Source organism: Sodalinema gerasimenkoae IPPAS B-353 (assembly GCF_009846485.1).
In the GTDB taxonomy this organism is placed as follows: Bacteria; Cyanobacteriota; Cyanobacteriia; order Cyanobacteriales; family Geitlerinemataceae; genus Sodalinema; species Sodalinema gerasimenkoae.
Genome location: NZ_ML776472.1, coordinates 878,867 through 897,495, shown reverse-complemented (window position 1 = coordinate 897,495; position 18,629 = coordinate 878,867). Strand labels below are relative to the sequence as shown.

13 protein-coding genes are annotated in these 18,629 nt (G+C 51.7%); 11 read left to right on the top strand and 2 right to left on the bottom strand.

Annotated elements, in window-relative coordinates; genetic code table 11:
• The first annotated feature begins 54 nt into the window (after nt 1–54).
• From L855_RS03955 to L855_RS03930, 6 genes are all read left to right on the top strand, one after another.
• Nucleotides 55–966 (top strand): tetratricopeptide repeat protein, encoded by a 912-nt coding sequence (locus L855_RS03955; RefSeq protein WP_159784437.1) that lies wholly within the window; start codon nt 55–57, stop codon nt 964–966.
• 25 nt (nt 967–991) lie between these two features.
• Nucleotides 992–1,465, top strand: coding sequence for an NUDIX domain-containing protein (locus tag L855_RS03950; protein ID WP_192924991.1), 474 nt, complete (start codon nt 992–994; stop codon nt 1,463–1,465).
• 72 nt (nt 1,466–1,537) lie between these two features.
• Nucleotides 1,538–2,038, top strand: a complete 501-nt coding sequence (locus L855_RS03945) for a DUF427 domain-containing protein (RefSeq protein WP_192924990.1) — start codon at nt 1,538–1,540, stop codon at nt 2,036–2,038.
• 318 nt (nt 2,039–2,356) lie between these two features.
• Nucleotides 2,357–5,947, top strand: a complete 3,591-nt coding sequence (locus tag L855_RS03940; protein ID WP_159784434.1) for a PAS domain S-box protein — start codon at nt 2,357–2,359, stop codon at nt 5,945–5,947.
• A 12-nt stretch (nt 5,948–5,959) separates the two neighbouring features.
• Nucleotides 5,960–7,969, top strand: coding sequence for a two-component system response regulator (locus tag L855_RS03935; protein ID WP_159784431.1), 2,010 nt, complete (start codon nt 5,960–5,962; stop codon nt 7,967–7,969).
• A gap of 16 nt (nt 7,970–7,985) precedes the next feature.
• Nucleotides 7,986–9,332 (top strand): hybrid sensor histidine kinase/response regulator, encoded by a 1,347-nt coding sequence (locus tag L855_RS03930; RefSeq protein ID WP_159784428.1) that lies wholly within the window; start codon nt 7,986–7,988, stop codon nt 9,330–9,332.
• Here L855_RS03930 and L855_RS03925 read toward each other — a convergent pair.
• On the bottom strand, nt 9,329–10,564 hold the full coding sequence (locus L855_RS03925) for a M20 metallopeptidase family protein (protein ID WP_159784425.1): 1,236 nt from the start codon (nt 10,562–10,564) through the stop codon (nt 9,329–9,331). The two genes, L855_RS03930 and L855_RS03925, sit on opposite strands and share 4 nt — an antisense overlap.
• A gap of 273 nt (nt 10,565–10,837) precedes the next feature.
• Here L855_RS03925 and L855_RS03920 point away from each other — a divergent pair, with 273 nt between their 5' ends.
• From L855_RS03920 to L855_RS03900, 5 genes are all read left to right on the top strand, one after another.
• Complete coding sequence (locus tag L855_RS03920) at nt 10,838–12,778, top strand: WD40 repeat domain-containing protein (protein WP_159784422.1); 1,941 nt, start codon at nt 10,838–10,840, stop codon at nt 12,776–12,778.
• A gap of 118 nt (nt 12,779–12,896) precedes the next feature.
• Nucleotides 12,897–13,343 carry a dTDP-4-dehydrorhamnose 3,5-epimerase gene (locus L855_RS03915; protein ID WP_159784419.1) on the top strand — a complete coding sequence of 149 codons (447 nt, stop codon included), beginning with the start codon at nt 12,897–12,899 and terminating at the stop codon, nt 13,341–13,343.
• A gap of 88 nt (nt 13,344–13,431) precedes the next feature.
• Complete coding sequence (locus tag L855_RS03910; RefSeq protein ID WP_159784416.1) at nt 13,432–13,965, top strand: hypothetical protein; 534 nt, start codon at nt 13,432–13,434, stop codon at nt 13,963–13,965.
• Nucleotides 13,966–14,077: 112 nt separating this feature from the next.
• Nucleotides 14,078–15,181, top strand: a complete 1,104-nt coding sequence (bioB, locus tag L855_RS03905; protein ID WP_159784413.1) for a biotin synthase BioB — start codon at nt 14,078–14,080, stop codon at nt 15,179–15,181.
• A gap of 202 nt (nt 15,182–15,383) precedes the next feature.
• Complete coding sequence (locus L855_RS03900; RefSeq protein WP_159784410.1) at nt 15,384–16,985, top strand: iron uptake porin; 1,602 nt, start codon at nt 15,384–15,386, stop codon at nt 16,983–16,985.
• Between the two features lie 289 nt (nt 16,986–17,274).
• On the opposite strand, the gene L855_RS03895 is transcribed toward L855_RS03900, so the two are convergent.
• A complete protein-coding gene (locus L855_RS03895; protein WP_159784407.1) occupies nt 17,275–18,606 on the bottom strand; it encodes an IS4 family transposase in 1,332 nt (443 codons plus the stop codon).
• Between the last annotated feature and the right edge of the window lie 23 nt (nt 18,607–18,629).

Here is an 18,629-nt window from a genome sequence, read left to right as displayed (position 1 = left end):
GTGGGAGTAGGGGCTAGAATTGAGGGCAGATCTGATGCTTGGGGAGGCTTTGTGATGGTGTGGGGACGATTGGGACGACGAGGGGTTTCGCTTTTGGGGGCGATCGCTCTGCTGGGATGGCTGGCGGGAGGCTGGCCACCGGGAGGGTTGCCGGGGATTGCCCAGGAGATGCGATCCTCTCCTCTTGATTCTGCCGCAGAACGGGCGTTGAATCAGGGTTTGCAGTTGGTGCAACGGGATGACCTTCCTGGGGCGATCGCCGCCTTCCGGGAGGCGGTTCGACTCGATCCGGAGTTTTCTCCAGGGTACTATAATCTCGGGCTTGCGTTGCGTCAGTCTGGAGAGCTACAAGAGGCGGCGGAGGCGTTTTTACAGGCGGTTCGGACGGATTCGGGGTTTGCTCTGGCTCATGGTAATCTCGGGGCCGTTCTCCTAGAGGCCAATAATCTGCCTCGGGCCCGTCAGTATTTGGAACGGGCGATCGCCTTGGATTCTCGTTTGGGGGTCGCTCATTATAATTTGGGTCTCTTACACTATCAAGAAGGGGACTTGGATGAGGCTTTCTCGGCATTTCGTTCAGCACAACGGTACACGAATAATGCTCCTGAACCTTCTTACTATTTGGCTCTAATTTATACTGAGCGGGGTCAAATTCGCCGGGCAAAATCAGCATTGCGCCAAGCTATTTCCTTGAATGAAAATTATGCCGAAGCCCACTATCAATTGGGTGCTATTTTACTGTCGGAAGGAGATTTAGATGAGGCGCTGACGGCATTTCGTGCGTCTCGGGAAGCGAATCCTGGCTATGCCAATGCCTATTATGGGGCGGGTTTGGTGTTTCTGCAACAGGGGAACTTTCAACAAGCCCGAGAGGTCTTGGAATATGCCCGCGATCGCTATCAGGCTCAACAACAACCGCAATGGGTTCAGCGGACGGAACAGCTTTTGCGGAGAATCAGTAATTAATACTAGATGATGGATAATTAAGGTTATGTTGGGACAGCAGGCTTGGCGATATTTGAAAACGGTGATGGGGATAATTTTTCGTCACCCGATTACGGGAACAACGGTAGTGGCAGAATTGATAGAGGGGGAAAATGCGGGGAAATTGGTGTTGATTCAACGGCGGGATACGGGCCGTTGGGGACTTCCTGGGGGGATTATTGATTGGGGGGAGGATATTCCGACGGCGGCGCGGCGGGAACTCTATGAGGAGACGGGGTTACAGTTGCATCAGTTGGGGCGTTTGGTGGGGGTGTATTCCCATCCCGATCGCGATCCCCGGATTCACTCAATTTCGATTGTGGTGGCGGCGCAGGTGACGGGAGAGTTTAACCCCCAGGATACTCAGGAAGTTCTCGGGGTGCAGGCCTTTGCCCCCTCGGAGATCCCCTATGACCGTCTCTGTCATGACCATGAACAACAACTACGGGATTATTTCGCCGGAAAGACGGCGATCGCCTAGGGAACTCCTCCCTCCTAGCGATTTTTGATAAGACTGGTTACCCTAAGGAAAACTAAGTCAGGAGGCCGTATCATGTTGAATCGACCGCAACGGATTGACCCTAAACCCGGACAAGAATCGGTGTGGGATTATCCCCGTCCCCCTCGCTTGGAACCGGTTTCCGGTCGCCTTTGGATTGTTTTCAATGATGAGGTAATCGCCGATACAGAAAAGGCGTACCGAGTCTTAGAAACAAGCCACCCTCCGGTCTATTATTTTCCTCCAGAGGATATTCAGATGGAGGTTTTAAAATCCTCCCCTCGCCAAACCTTTTGTGAGTGGAAGGGGGCTTGTCGCTACTACAGTGTTGAGGTGGGAGATAAACAGGCGCGAGAGGCGGCTTGGTATTACCCGAATCCTGTTCCTGAGTTCGCGGCGATCGCCGGTTATGTGAGCTTTTACGCCAGTCAGATGGATGCCTGTTATATACGGGATGAAAAAGTTGACGCGCAGCCCGGTGACTTTTACGGCGGTTGGATTACTCAAGATATTGTTGGGCCGTTTAAAGGGATTCAGGGGAGTTGGGGTTGGTAACTGAGGCGGTTTCTGTACAACTACTCGGATAGATGTTAGGTCAATGATTCAATAACTTGAGGTGAAACGGAAGGTTAAACGTAAAACAAAACTTAAGGATAGAGAATTGGAAGATTCAGCCGCTCTCTGGGGGCGTTATAGTAGGAGTAAATGACCTAGCTGGGGTCACTCAGCTCTCCAACGCATCTATTCCGAGGCTTCTTCGAATGATCCAGCGGCTTGGGATGGGTCTCTATGGCATGGGCTTATCTTCGGCCAAGTCCCAATTGTCCCGATTGCCTCACCGCTAACGTTTGTGCCGATGGTGACTCTCCTATCATGAAACTCTCCCCTAAGTCCCGGGACTTCCTAGCTCCCATGCGTCGTTCTCGGGGGCGTCAACCCCGTCAGGGGATTCCGCTGCGAGCGGTGTTGGTGGCCCCCTTTGCGCTGCAAATTGCCTTGGCGGTGGGCTTGACGGGATGGCTGATTGCTCGCAATAGCCGGTTAGCCAGTGAGTCGATGGCTCAATCCCATCAACAACAGATGAGTGAGATGGTACTTCACGATCTAGAAGCCCATCTCAAGCAGCTCAGCCAAGTCTCTCACTTGAACCGCCGCTATCTAGAGAGCCAACTGCTCGATCCGGCCTCCGTCGATTATATTGAAGCCCTCCTATGGCATCAGCTACAAACCTTTCCCCTCATCTCCGCCATTGGCTTTATTAACACCAATGGCGATACGATGGCCGTGCTTCGGGGCCAAGACTCCGAGAGTCTAACGCTACAAAAACGCAATGGCCAGTTACGGGCGATTTGGGTGAATCAAAATGGCCAAGAAGTTCGTGAGGAAGAGACCCTAGCGACGTTCAACCCCCAGGGGTTTCTCAGTTATCGGAACGCCTTACGTCGAAACGAGCCGGGTTGGAATGAAATTGTCCTATCTCCAACGCCGCCCCTAACCCCTCTGATTAGCTTTTCTGAAGTGGTGGGATCTCAAGAGAATCCCCTGGGGGTGATGGTGATGACTCTGGAACTGATTACCCTCAATGAGTTGTTAAGTCACGATGATATCAGTGATGGGGGGGATGCTTTTCTGGTGAATCGCCAAGGCCAAGTTTTGGCCGCATCCCTGGCGAAAGAGGGCCAGGCCCGGGAGCGGTTTCTGGAGGAGATGCGATCGCAGACTCGGGCCCGAGAGAGTCAATTTCCCTTTATTCAGGGGATTACTGAGGCGGTTGAGACTGAGTTTGGGGCTTGGGATCAGCTCCAGGGGGGGCATCGCTTACGATTGCGTTTGCGCGATACACCTCATTTTGTCGAGATCACTCCTTTTCAGATGGATGGGGGAGTGGATTGGTTCTTGGTGATGGGGATTCCCGAATCTCGGTTTTTAGGACATTTGGATGGCAGTAGTCGTCAGACGCTCATGATTTGTCTGGTGGCAATTTCGGTGGCGGGGGGCTTAGGCTGGTGGGCCTCTCATTGGATTGCCCGTCCGGTGAAACGGCTACAGCGAGCGGCTCGGGATGTGGCGGAGGGGAACTTGTCGCGGCGGGTTCAGGTGCGTCAACCCCGAGAAGTGGCCGATTTGGCCGATTCCTTTAATCTCATGAGTGAGGATTTGGAGCGATCGCACCTGAATTTAGAAGCCACCGTCGCTGAACGAACTCAGGAACTGGAGCAAGAAGTCAAGGAACGACAAGCCATTGCCGCCCAATTGCATCGCTCGGAAACGCGCTATCGTCTCTTGGCCGAGGGAACTCAGGAGGCGATCGCCCTGTTACAGAACAGGCGGTTTAGTGATTGTAATAATGCCGCGTTGGCCCTATTTGGTGTAACCAGTAAGGAAGAGTTTTATGGGTTAACTCCCTGGGGTCTGTCGCCGCCCTATCAGCCCGATGGTCGTCCTTCTAAGGAAGTGGCCCAGGACTGGATTAAACAGGTTTTCCAGAATGGCCCTCAACGCTTTGAATGGGTCCATCAGCGGCTTGATGGCACAACATTTTTCTGTGAAGTCTGTCTGAGTGCCATTGAGGTGGAGGGTAGCACCCTCATTCAGGCCGCTATGCGGGATATGAGCGATCGCAAACGGGCAGAACTGGAACTGCGGCAGCGGGAAGAACAATATCGGACGTTGGTGGAAACGGCCAATTCGATCATCCTGCGTTGGAACCTAGAGGGGAACATCACCTTCATCAATAGCTATGGTGAAGCCTTTTTTGGCTATGGCAAGGATGAGTTACTCGGACAACCCGTTGCAATTCTGGTACCCGAAAGCGGTACGACCTTTAATTGGCGAGGGTTTGCCCAAGATTTACAGGATAATCCCCAATGTCGAAAAACCCGTGAAGACCCCAATATCTGTCGTGATGGAACCATAGTCTGGGTTTTGTGGGCCAATCAACCCCTGCTGAACCCCGATGGTAGCTTATCTGAGGTTCTCGCCGTGGGGACCGATTCAACGGAGCGTAAACGGGTTGAGGTGGAACTGCGACAGGCCAAAGAGGCCGCAGATTTGGCGAACCGGGCCAAGAGTGAGTTTATCTCCAATATGAGTCATGAACTGCGTACACCTCTTAACGGGATTCTCGGTTACACTCAAATCTTTAAACGGCAGGGCAATCTGCCTCCAGGAGTGGCCAATGGGGTGCAGGTCATTCATCAATGTGGAACTCATTTGCTGACGTTGATTGAGGATATTCTCGATTTTTCTAAGTTGGAAGCCCAACGGATGACCCTCGTGGACAGTCCTTTTCCTCTAGGGAGCTTCCTGGAGACGGTGGTGCAGATGTTCCGCCTCAAGGCGGCGCAGAAGCAGTTGAACTTTGTCTGTCTTGTTCACGAGGATTTACCGAAGGCTGTGGTGGGTGATTCTAAGCGTCTGCGTCAGGTTTTGATTAATCTGCTGGGAAATGCGATTAAGTTCACAGAACAGGGATCGGTGACCTTTGAGATTTCCCTGAAACAATCGGCCGCCCCCGAAACGGGCGATCCCTGTCAGATTCGTTTTTCCGTACGGGATACGGGGATCGGCATGAGTCCAGAACAGGTGTCCCGTGTGTTTCTGCCGTTTGAACAAGTCAGTGATCCGGCGTACCACTCCGAGGGAACAGGGTTAGGCTTGACGATTAGTCAGAAAATCGTCCATCAAATGGGAGGAATCCTGGCGGTTGAGAGTGAGTTAGGTCAGGGGAGTTGTTTCTGGTTTGAGATCTGGTTGCCGAAAGCATCAAGCTGGTCAGACGAAGAGCAACCCTTAGGACCCCTGGGAGTCCGTCGGGGCTATCGTGGCCCTCGTCGTCAACTCCTGATTGTGGATGATATGTCGGTCAATCGTTTGGCCCTGGTTCAACTGCTGACGGATTTGGGCTTTGAGATTTGCGAAGCTCAGGAGGGAGAACAGGCCCTGGCCTTGGCCCTTGAGCAGCCGCCGGACTTGATTATCACTGATCTGGTCATGTCGGGGATGGATGGGTTTGAGCTGATTCGTCAACTGCGCACCTATCCCACTTTGGCTGAGATTCCCATTATTGCTACCTCCGCGAGCACCTTAGTCCAAGAGCGCGATCGCAGTTTTGCCGCTGGCTGTAACGAATTTCTCTGTAAACCCATCAATACGGAGGTGATGTTAGACCAACTGGACAAGTATCTCAATTTAGAATGGGTGTATGAGTCCACCGGGCCCCAGCCTGATGACAGACATGGCTTCACACAGACCCCAGAGCCGGAGCTAATGGTTTTTCCCAAGCCTCAGCAGCTTGATGAGTTGATTCATTTGGCCAAACGTGGCAGCCTCAAACGGTTGTTGGATATAGCGGACGAGTTGGTTAAAGATAATCCAGACTTAGACCCGTTTGCACAACATTTGAAACAGCTTGCTCGTACTTATCAAGATAAAGCCATCTTGACACTACTCAATCGGCCTTAACTAAAATTTCTGATGAATGCAATTCCCACTACCAGCCAATCGATTTTAATTGTAGATGATGATCCTGCAAATTTAGAGGTTCTCTCAAGCCTACTGGAACGATCTGGGTATGAAGTGTTAGTGGCCCGAGATGGTCAGAGTGCAATTGAGCGGGCCCAGTATGATCCACCTGCTCTCATTTGTTTGGATGTGATGATGCCAGGCATTGATGGCTTTGAAACCTGTCGCCGGTTGAAGGCAAATTCAGAAACAGCAGCGATTCCTGTCATTTTTATGACGGCGTTATCAGATCTTGAGCATCAGGTGCTGGGGTTGGAGTTGGGGGCAGTGGATTACATTCCTAAGCCTTTTTATGAGGATGTGGTCTTGTCTCGGGTGCAACTCCATCTGCAATTACGGAGTCTAACGGATTCCCTCACCTCTCAGAATCATCAGTTGGAACAGCTTGTGGGCGATCGCACTCATGAGTTACAAGAGACCATTTATCAACTGCAAACGACTCAGCAAGAGCTACAAGAACGAGAACAACAGCTTGCGTATGATGCCTTACATGATTCTCTGACGGGATTAACCAATCGGGTATGGTTGATGAATCGCCTCAATCGCCTGATTAATGATTCTGACAATGCTCAGGAGTTTGCCGTTTTATTTCTCGACCTCGATCGCTTTAAGGTCATTAATGATAGTCTCGGTCACTTGGCCGGGGATGCTCTCCTCGAAACTGTGGCTCAACGACTCCTCGATGCCCTCGAGCGTGATTCTCAAGAGTGGGATCTTCTCAGTCCTGACTTTTTTAGACCTGGTATGAGTACGGTCTCTCGGTTGGGGGGAGATGAATTTGTGATTCTCTTAGAAAATATTTCCAACTTGGATGATGTATTAGAGGTGGTGCGGCGAGTCCAGAGACAGTTTTCATTGCCCTTTTACTTAGACCAAAACTATGAGGTATTCACCAATGCTAGTATTGGAATTGCCTTAAAAAATTCCAACTACTCCCATTGTGAAGATGTCCTGCGCGATGCGGATATTGCCATGTATCAAGCCAAACAAGCAGGGCGAGGTCAATATGCAATTTTCAATCCTAAAATGCAAGCCCGAGCTAAATTGCGCCTAGAGTTGGAAAATGAGTTACGCCATGCAGTAGAACATGGTATTATTCTTCAAAGAGACTGGCAAAAAAATTGGCAGCATTTTCGCTCGATTAACCGTAGAGTTGATAATGAATTCAGTTTATACTATCAACCCCTAATTTGCCTCAAAACCGGACGAGTTCGAGGCTTTGAAGCCTTGTTACGTTGGCATCATCCCCAAAAAGGACTCATCTCTCCCATTGATTTTATCCCCATTAGTGAAGAAATTGGGCTGATCCATCAATTGGGAAGTTGGGTCTTTTACGAGTCTTGTCAACAGTTGTCTCGTTGGCGATCGCAGTTTCCTGACCTCAAAGACCTAACCTTAAATGTTAACCTATCGACCATTCAACTGATGCAGCCCCAGCTCGTTGAATTTATTGAAACCACCTTAATGGGAGTCCCACTTCCGAAGGGCTGCATCAAACTAGAAATCACCGAAACCTGTTTATTGCAAAGTAATGCCCAAGTGTTTGACATTCTCCGTAAGCTTCAAGAATTGGGCTTATCCCTCTGTATCGATGATTTTGGCACAGGATACTCGTCATTAAGTCGCCTCCACGAGTTCCCCGTTCATACCCTCAAGATTGACAAAGCCTTTGTTGCTCGTTTACAAGAGAAATCGAATGGTACCACCGACAATGGCAATGAAATCGTTCATACCATTATCACCCTAGCCCATGCCTTGGGTATGGATGCCGTCGCGGAAGGGATTGAAACCCCCATGCAGTTGGCAATTGTGCGGGCCATGGGCTGTGAACTGGCCCAAGGCTATTTGTTTTCTCGCCCACTTCCCCCGGAGGAGGCGGTGAGTTTCTTGGTTACGCCAGAACGATTTACAGACTGGATGCCACCGTTTGTCAATCATTCTAAGCCCTCGTCTACCACTTGACAGTATTTAGCTCGGTATGAACTCACAACAGCTTGACCACGGCACAATTCTGATTGTTGATGACAATCCAGCTAACTTGGATGTCTTATCCGATTTTCTGGACAGTTCTGGGTTTGAGGTTTTAGTGGCTCAAGATGGCTATAGTGCCATCGATAAGGTCCATTATGCACCGCCTCATCTGATTTTATTGGATATTATGATGCCGGGAATTGATGGCTTTGAAACCTGTCGTCGCCTCAAGGAAAATTCCGAAACGAAAGAGATTCCCATTATCTTTACCAGTGCGTTGGCGGATACGGTGGATAAGGTGAAGGGTCTATCCTTAGGAGCTGTTGACTACATTACAAAACCCTTTCAGCAGGAAGAGGTCTTAGCTCGGGTTCGTCTCCATCTCAAGCTCTATTTTATTGGGCAAGAGTTGGCACAACAAAATTCTTTGCTCGAACAACGCGTCAGTGAACGAACAGCAAAACTAAATCAAGCAATTCAAGAGTTACAAACAGCTCAAGTTCAGTTGATTCAGAGCGAAAAAATGTCAAGCTTGGGTCAACTGGTGGCGGGAGTTGCCCATGAAATCAACAATCCGGTCAACTTTATTTTTGGCAACTTGAGTCATGCCAATGAGTACACCACAAGTTTATTAGAAATCATCCAAACCTATCAGGAAAAATACCCTGACCCCGATGAGGAGTTACAGGAAACCTTAGAGGAGTTGGAGTTGGATTTTTTGATTGAGGATTTGCCCAAACTCCTTAAATCGATGCAGGTGGGTGCCGAGCGTATTCGGGAAATTGTTTTGAGTTTACGCAAGTTTTCCCGGATTGATGAGGCGGAGTTAAAGCCGGTGGATATTCATGATGGGATTGATACCACCTTGATGATTCTCCATAACCGCGTTAAGGTGCGCTCTAGCAGCCCCGCCATTGAGATTATCCGGGATTATGGGGATTTGCCCGAGATTGAATGTTATTCAGGGCAACTGAATCAGGTGTTTATGAATCTTTTGGCCAACGCCATTGATGCCCTAGAGGAAAAACGCGATCGCACCGAAGCCACAAGGATTACTATTACCACCTCCATGGTCTCTCAGCAGCGGGCCTGCATCTCCATCGCCGATAACGGAGCGGGAATTGAAGAGTCGGTGCGGGAAAAGATTTTCAATCCCTTTTTTACCACGAAACCCATTGGCAAAGGAACCGGCATGGGGTTGGCGATCGCCTACTCAATTGTCGTTGATAAACACAATGGCTCTCTCGCCTGTCTCTCCCAACTCGGACAGGGGACGGAATTTGTGCTGGAAATTCCCTGCGTTCAACCTAGAAGCAACCGTCCCGCCCCAGACATACAAGAGGTAAGCTCTTAAGACCGGTATCCGCCATTTTCCATAAACTTCTCCAAACAACGGACAAACATCTCCACACCCATGGCTAAGGCCGTTTCATCAAAGTCGAAGCGGGGATGGTGATGGGGATAATCCAGTCGTTTTTCTGAGTTGGCAGAACCGAGGAAGAAATAACAGCCGGGAACCGCTTGTAGGAAAAAGGACATATCCTCTCCTCCCATCGTCTGACAGTTGGGAACGACACCGGCGGGGGTTTCAATAACATGCTCAGCCACAGACCCCACCAGTTCAGCCATTTGAGGATCGTTGATGGTGGCGGGGTAAAGTTCCCAATAGTCGAGTTGATAACTCGCGCCATAGGCCTGAGTCACCCCGGCTAGGGTTTCCTCAATGCGACGACCAAAAAAGCCGGCATATTCCGGTTTAAAGTAACGCACCGTTCCCCCCAACTCGGCGGTATCGGCAATTACATTTAAGGCCGAACCACTGTGAAATTCGCCGACAGTGACGACAGCGGCATTGATGGGATCGATATTGCGGGCCACAATGGCCTGGAGGGCGTTCACCACTTGGGCCCCCACAACGATCGCATCCACGGTTTGATGAGGCATAGCCCCATGGCCCCCCTTACCGAGAATTTTAGCCCGGAACAGTTCCACCGCTCCCATTAAGGCCCCGGGACGAACCCCAACGGTTCCTAAGGGTAGGTTATTCCACAAATGGAGACCGATAATGGCATCCACATCGGGATTTTTGAGCACCCCGGCTTCAATCATCGGTTTGGCACCGCCGGGCCCCTCTTCGGCGGGTTGAAAAATCAGTTTCACGGTTCCGGGAAAATCCCGGTGTTGACTGAGATAATAGGCCGTTCCGAGGGCAATGGCGGTATGACCATCATGGCCACAGGCGTGCATTTTGCCGTCATGACGGGATTTATAGGGAACTTCGTTTTCTTCTTGAATGGGGAGGGCATCCATATCAGCCCGAATCCCTAAGACAGGCCCCGGTTGCTGACCTTCAATCACGGCAACAATGCCGGTTTTGGCGATCCCATCTTGGTAGTCAATGCCCCACTCCCCGAGTTTTGCGGCGATAAATTCACTGGTGAGTTGTTCTTGGAAGCCCAGTTCTGGCCGTTGGTGTAGATGTCGCCGCCATTGAACCAGTTGGGGCTGTAAGGCGCGAATTTCAGGACGTAGGCGATCGTGAAGCATGGCTGGAGAGGGAATGGAAAGGGAGGTCAAGGCGGTCATAGATAATGGATAGTTAACAATGGAGAACAAAAAGTTAAAGGATGGATCGGGCTTGGGATGACTGAGGATGTGAGGGTCTGGAAATCTTCTTGTTTTAGTGTAGGCGATTTTTTTTTGGGTTGCTTGATCGCCTTAAGTTGATAGCTTTGGCTCGATTGCAGGGGGTTGGCTACCTGAGAATTGTGCGATCGCCTGTGGCAAGGGTCAGGGAAAATGCGAATATAATGGCAGTCTTTACTGCTGCTTCCGCTCCGTTGTCATTTTCTGCTGCTGATGCGATCGCCGAATCAACTCGAAGTTGCTGAATATCTTTGCTGGGTGAGTGCTGTCATCGGAACTCTGGTGGCGGCAATTTCTAGTCGGATCGTTTTTGCGGGGGTTCCTATCTCCCTGTCGCTGTTGCTGAATTTAATCAATCGCCGTCGTTTGGAGGTGATGCTAAATCATCAGGCGATGACGGCCTTGATACAGTTACAAGACCAGGTGTGTCAGGAATTTGATGCCCTGTACCGCGATCAACCGGACCTGAGGATGGCTTCTCAGACGTCCCGTCCTCCCTCGCCGCCACCGTTAGATATTTCGGTCTCCTCGTCGCAGGGATTGGCTGAGCAGTTGCAGCAGCTTCAGGGGCAATATGATCAGTTGCATCGGACGTTGGCGGATACTATTGATTATCTGAATCATTCTCCGGTGCCGCAACGGTTGGATGGCTTGGAGCATCGTTTAAGTCAGGTCTATCAGGAGTTGAGTCAGCTGCGACAGCAATGGCAGACGACGATTCCCATTGAGGTGCCGATTCAGGTCAGAGACCGGTCGGTGGAGGGGGAGGTTAGCACCCCACCGGTGACTCGGGAGGCGGCGGTGGATGTCTCGCGGGAGACGCTGAAACCTGGGACAAGTTCTGTCGATTTGCCCTTTCCAACGCCGCGAGAGACGCCAACAGTGGCTAGTTCTGGGCCGGTTACGCCGCCACCGGTTCCTACATTCTCCATTGAACGACGCTCAGAGAAGCGTGATGGCGTTATTGAGCCATCGTTACCCCTAGAGAAGGGGGTGGTGCCGACAACGCCGGTGCCTCAACCGATTCGGGAGAGGTCGCAGACAATTTCTCATAAGATTAATCGTCCTGAACCGGCGGCTGAGACGTTGCCAGAGAGGGAGCCAGAACCGCTACGGGTGACGGAGGTGGGCCTGCCGGAGTTTCAGCCTGCGGCGGAGGCCCAGGGACTACCGCAACAGGTTTGGCATTGTGTGTTTACTCTTGAGGATTGTCAGGATTGGATTAGTGATTTGCTGATTACGCCGGATGGGGAATTATTGATTGCGGCGAGTTTTGATAAGACGATTCCGGTGTGGCATCTGAAAACTGGGGCGTTGATTGGGGCGTTGACGGATCATGAGAGTCCGGTCTGTAGTTTAACCCTGAGTCAAGATGGGTCTTTGTTGGCCAGTGGGAGTTGGGATAAGACGGTGAAGTTATGGGATATTCAGGGGCTACGGCAGTTTCGTCCGACGGCGAAGAAACCTTGGGATGGAACTTTGTTTTTAGGGGATACGCTCACCGATGAGACGGAGGAGGCGGGGTCGGTGCGATCGCTCTCGATGACTCCGGATGGCCGGTTTATTGTCAGTAGTTGGTTTGAGGCCTATTTACAGGTTTGGCAGGTGCGGGTGTCTCCGAAACGTCGCCGCATGACGACCACGTTATGCGATCGCGCGTTGGTCGATCAGGGACGGGTTGAGGCGGTTCGCTTTACCCCCGATGGCAGGGGGTTGGTGAGTGCGGGGGCTGATGGCTCGATTGTGCTTTGGTCGTTTAATGGGGAGACGGGACAGTTTACGCGCGATCGCCTGTTGACGGAGATGTCGGTGCCGGTGAATGCGATCGCCTTTGCGGCTGGGGGAACTCGGCTGGTGAGTGGCAGTCGCGACCATATGGTGCGGGTTTGGGATTTGGCTAGTGGGGAGTTACAAGGGCTGTTTGAGGGCCATCGAGGCTCGGTGACAACCCTGACGGTTTGCCCAGATGGGGATACGGTGGTCAGTGGGAGTTCTGATGGGACGGTGAAACTCTGGAGTTTGGAACAGCAGGGGGCGATCGCCTCGTTCTGTGATGGGGGGGATGCGGTGATGGCGGTGGCGGTAAGTCCCGATGGGGGGGCGATCGTGAGTGGGACGGCCGATGGCACGGTCAAGGTCTGGCGACGAGGCTGAGATGTTTGCAGCGACACATATCATATCTTGTGCCTATTTTGTCGCCACAGTCACAAAAGTTTAAAAATAGAGCGTTACAATAGGGGCAGCACAGATCAACCCAGGAGAGTTCTGACCTATGGCTCTGGTACGACAGGTAGAAATCCGGACGTTGGACTCCTTCCAAGGGGGAATGGCCCAGTTCTACACCCCTCAGTCCAGCCACGAGACCATGTTGGTGCAGGTGGCACCTCAGACCGTTGATGATTTGTTCGTTCATCATGGCCAAACTGACCAATTACTGGTGGTTCGGGGCAGTTTGGTGCTGGTGATTTTGCAGAATCGTCGCTATAACTATATTGCCCTGAGTCAGCAACAGCCCCAGGTGGTGCAGATTCCCCCAGGGGTTCCCCATGGGGCAATTAATTTGAGCGATGACCCCTGTGTTTTAGTCAATGCCGTACTGCGTCACACAGACCCCCACCCTCGGGATTATCGTCCCCTGAAACTGCCATTTCCCTTTGATTTTGAGGCAGCAGCAGCGGCATTAAAAAATCTGGAAACCCCGGCGATCGCCTCGGTGTAAAGGGGTTTTCCTGACCTGGCTTTGCGGAATCTCCTGTGGGGCGGCTGTAGTGGCCCCTTAGAGAATTCACGTGAGGACTCTTAAAATTATGGTTAAGTTGTGGGCAATGGTCGCTCTGTTAGCGGTGAGTCAATTGGCCTGTAATCAGGTGCAGGAGATGGCTGAAGAACCAACTCCCGAGACCCCAGTGAACGTCACAGAATCGGAGTCAGACCCCGCTGAGGAGGAGATGAGTGATGATCGCTCCGATTATTGGGAGATGGAGGTGTCGGAGTTTGAAGAAGGACATCAACTTGAGCAGATGGAGGAGCAACTGACGCCGCGATCGCTCATGGGACTAATCCTCAGCCGCCCGGTGTCCCTGGAAGGACGGTCTGAGGAAATGGTTACCATTGATTATGCCATTGATTATGTTGGCTCCCCGCCCTCTGGGACGGCCGTGGTTAACCATACCATGATTGGACTGCCCGATGACTCGGTCAATAGTAGGCGCTATCGCATTGAGATGACGTGGGATCTTCAAGAGCCTGATGCGGATTGGGAGGTGACCTGGGTGGGACAACAGTTCCGCTGTCAACAGGGTCGAGGACAACAGGACTGGGGTAGTGATTTCTGTATTTAAGGCAGGTTTCAGCGGTTTGTGTCGAAATGTATCCGGGGTGACGGGGCGGTTGCCGATGATATCAATGGTAGAATCGGCAATGCCCCTCTTGATTGGGAGCTGACCGCGCTGCATGGAGAGATTGACTGTGGTTCATACCCCCCTGACGACAACTGATTCCACCCCGATGTTAAATGCCGAGTCTGCGGGCGATCGCACGGCGTTGGAAGTTTGGTTAAATCAACTGGCGGATCGTATTATTGCGGGTGAAGCCCTGGACCGCGAGACGGCCAGGCAGTTAACGGAGATTGAGGGCACTGAGAACATTCTTCTCCTCTGTGCCGCAGCCGATCGCGTGCGCCAAGAATGCTGCGGTAATGTGGTGGATTTGTGCAGTATTGTTAATGTGAAGTCGGGCAGTTGTTCAGAAAACTGCGGCTTTTGTTCCCAGTCTGCCCATCATCCCGGTGAAGACTCTCCCATTTATGGCTTGAAGTCCCCGGAAGAGATTTTGGCCCAGGCCAAGTCGGCAGAATTGGCGGGGGCGAAACGCTTTTGTCTGGTGTCTCAGGGTCGCGGTCCTAAATATAGCAGCCCCAAGTCGCAAGAGTTTGAGCAGGTTTTAGAAACCGTCCGTCGCATTATTGCCGAAACGAGTATTAAGCCCTGTTGTGCCTTGGGAGAAGTGACCCCGGAACAGGCCGAGGAGTTGGCTGAAGCGGGGGTAACGCGCTACAACCATAATTTGGAAGCCTCAGAAAACTTTTTCCCCGAGATTGTCAGTACCCACAGTTGGCGCGATCGCGTGCAGACGGTGAAGAACTTGAAAGCTGCCGGGATTCAGGCCTGTACTGGGGGCATTTTGGGGATGGGTGAGTCTTGGGGCGATCGCCTAGATTTAGCCTTTGCCCTACGGGAGTTGGAGGTGGAGTCGATTCCTCTGAATTTACTGAATCCTCGGGAAGGAACACCTCTGGGCGATCGCGATCGCCTCGATCCCTATGAAGCGTTGAAGGCGATCGCCATTTTCCGTCTGATTCTGCCGACGCGCATTCTCCGCTATGCCGGTGGACGGGAAGCGGTGATGGGTGAGTTACAGGCCCTAGGACTCAAATCAGGACTCAATGCCATGTTAATTGGTCATTATCTGACCACCATGGGACAACCCCCGGAAAAGGATAAAGAAATGCTGGAATCCCTCGGTTTAGAAGGGGGAGAAGCGAGGGTGAATTCATAAAAGGACGTAGGGGCGTACCTTTATGGTCGCCCTCTTCCGGCAGTAGGCTACTGCCTGCTGCCTACTGCCTACTGCCTTTTGCCTTCTTCTCCCCTACTGCCTGCTGCCTACTGCCTACTGCCTTCCCCCCACCATTGACGCTCTTCGCCCTAGCCGCCTAAGATAAGGCAATCTAACCCGTGAGAGAGTGCAGGAAAATTTTATGTCTAAACTGCGGTGGACTGCTTTAACCAGTGGCTTAAGCACCTTAAGCTTACTGGCCCTACCCGCGATCGCCCAAGGTCAGGAGCTTTCAACAAAACAGTTGAATGGTGGTGACAGCCCCATGTTGCTGGCACAAGTTACCTCGGTGTCACAACTGTCTGATGTGCAACCGACCGATTGGGCATTCCAAGCCTTACAATCCCTCGTTGAACGCTACGGCTGTATTGCGGGGTATCCTGATGGAACCTTTCGGGGCAATAACTTCATGACCCGTTATGAGTTCGCAGCGGGGTTGAATGCCTGTTTGGATCAGATTATTGCCTTGGTAGATGGTGGTGATAGTCTCGATCCCAGTGATTTAGCCACCATTCGCCGCTTGCAAGAAGAGTTTTCAGCGGAGTTGTCCACCCTTAGAGGACGGGTTGATCGCTTAGAAGCCCGGACCTCGGAATTGGAAGCGAATCAGTTCTCCACCACGACCAAGTTGGAAGGGGAAGCCATTTTCTCCCTCTATGGCATTGCCACGGGTGATAATGTTATCGGGGATAATATCGATCATATCCCTTCTTTTGGCTATCGTAACCGTCTGGAGTTCCACACCAGCTTCAGTGGCCGGGATTTGCTGATGACTCGTTTGCAAAGCAGCAATATCCCCGCCTTCTCCGATGTGGCGACGGGCTATCCTGAAGGGGATTTGTTCTTCTCGGATGACACCGGTGGCGGCGTGGAAGTGGATGCTCTGGTGTATCAGTTCCCTTTCGGTAATGCCAATGTGGTGATTGCCGCTAATGAAGGGGCCGCCGATGACTTTGCTTCGACCGTGAATCCCTTTTTTGATGGGGATGGTGGCAGTGGGGCCCTATCTCGCTTCGGAACTCGGGCCTCGATCTATTATCTGATGGAAGGATCTGGGATTGGGGTGGAATATCCCTTTGGTGATGCCCTCTCTCTCAGTGCTGGTTACTTTGCTGGAGACAGTGGTAATCCTAGTCGGGGTGCGGGATTGTTTAATGGTCCCTATGGGGCGATGGCCCAGTTAACCTTTACTCCGAGCGATCGCGCGGAGTTCGCCCTGACCTATGTCAATGCCTATAATCAGGAGATGAACACAGGCAGTGTTCTCAATAATGTTCGCCGATTCACCGGTGATATTATCCCGACGGTGAGTAACGCCTATGGCTTCCAAGGCTCATTCCAGGTCTCTGATAACTTTGCTCTCGGGGGCTGGGTGGGTTATGTCAATACCCAAACCCTCTCGACTTTGGGCCAACAGATTAATCGGGGGACTCTAGAGAGTTGGAATTGGGCGGTTACTCTGGCGTTCCCGGATCTACTTCTTCCTGGAAATCTGGCGGGGATTATTGTGGGACAGGAACCCAAAATTACGGGGAATCGTTCTGGCCTCCGGCAGCTAGCTGATGGCGAAAATTTCGTCCGAAGTGACCCAGATACGTCGCTTCATGTGGAAGCCTTTTACTCGCTACAGGTGAGCGAAAACTTGACAATTACACCGGGCTTAATTTGGCTGACTGCTCCCAATCATAATGCGAATAATGATGATGCTCTAATTGGAGTTGTGCGGACAACGTTCAGTTTTTAAAACTCATCCATCGCCATCTAACATCAGTGGGGCGATGCGTTTATCGCCCCCAGTGCCTATTGCCTAGAATAACCATGGCTCGGCTACCGCTCGCCGACTACAAGGGATTGCCCTTACGTGATATAGCAAGTGAAGGTTCGCTTAGGACAATCTTTGCCGGAAAAGGGCAACCACAGCTCGGCTATCGCTCGCTGACCGCAAGGGATTGCCCCTACGTAGTTTCTGTCCTATCCATCCCTACTATTGCTATATCTCCCCTCCTGGGAGGGGCTAGGGGTGGGCACTGGTGTCAAGTTAAGGGGTGAGACCAGACCTGACGGGAGATAGCATCTTTCTTTCGTTGGCGCTTACGCCTAGCTTTAACCAGTCCGAAGGACTGGGCATATTGAACCAGAAAAGGAATGAGTTCATCATCCTCAACACGGCCCTGTTCCCGGGCGCGACTGAAAAAGTAAAGACTGCGGAAAACCATTTCCTGAGAAATGCGGTCAATGGGTTCATGTAAAGCCTCAGAGACCTGGGAACAGACGTCGGTAAGCACCGCATAGAAAATCCAGGTGGCATAAATCTGGATTTCAATGCCATTGGAGCCACCGACCCAGAGGTAAGCCAAACCTAACAAGCGTTTGGTCACGAGAAAGGCCTCCTCAATGCGCCAGCGTTGGCGATAAAGCTCGCTAACGTAGCGGGCGGACAAGACCTCGGGGTCAGTGACATTGGTCAAATAGCGGTAGATGGTTCCCTCCCAAGAGACGGACACCAGACGCACGGGATGGTGACAAGGATTAGAGCGGTATTGCCCTAAATCTATCAGTTCGTCACGAACGTAACGGTTTTGACCGAGTACCTTGAGATTCTTGTAAGCGGTTTTCTCCCGCAAGCGAGTCACAAAGAACTTGCCCGAATCGCTAAAGGCATCAAACCAAGGAAACTTAAAGAATCCCAGGTCAAACACCATTAAACCGCCCTTTGGCAGACGTTCGAGCAATGAGTCAGTCCAAAGCTTATCATTGGATTGGGCTTCAGGACTGTACCAGGCCGCCTGGGGGCGATGGTTGAAGGCATCGACCATCATCATCATCTTGCCGGCCAAGGGGGAGGTGGCTTTTTTGCCGCGATGACGATGCAGTTTCTTTTTTAAGGCTTCGAGGGTTGACCCGTCAGCTAGCCAAATGGCTGGGAACTTAGACCGCACCGGTCTCCAGAATGGCGAGACTTCCCCGGGCGCTGAGGATTGGTTCAAGCGCTCAATGACCTGCTCGAGCAAACTGGCAAACAGATGGGCCGGCAGGCTTTGTAATCTTTGGGATAGAGCCTGTTTACTGATGCGTTGAGCTTTCACCCAAAACAGTCCCTCCTGTTCTAGGGTTCGCAGCACTTCACTTAGCCCTGTCATTTGCCGGTAAACTAGGCTCAGGACAATCGCTGTCATCACCGGCAGGGTTAGAGTTCGCTCTCGTAACCGTCGTCCTTTGTTGCTTACGCTTTTGAGGGAGGCAAACGTTCCCGGACTTAACATCTCGAACAAGCGCTGCTCAATCGTCCGATTCACTGGTCCGGGCACTGAGCGATGTCGTCTGAAGTCCGGGTTTCCCGGTTTGTGATAGGTCTTCTTAGGCATCTTTTGTCCTGGCTAGCTAGTCC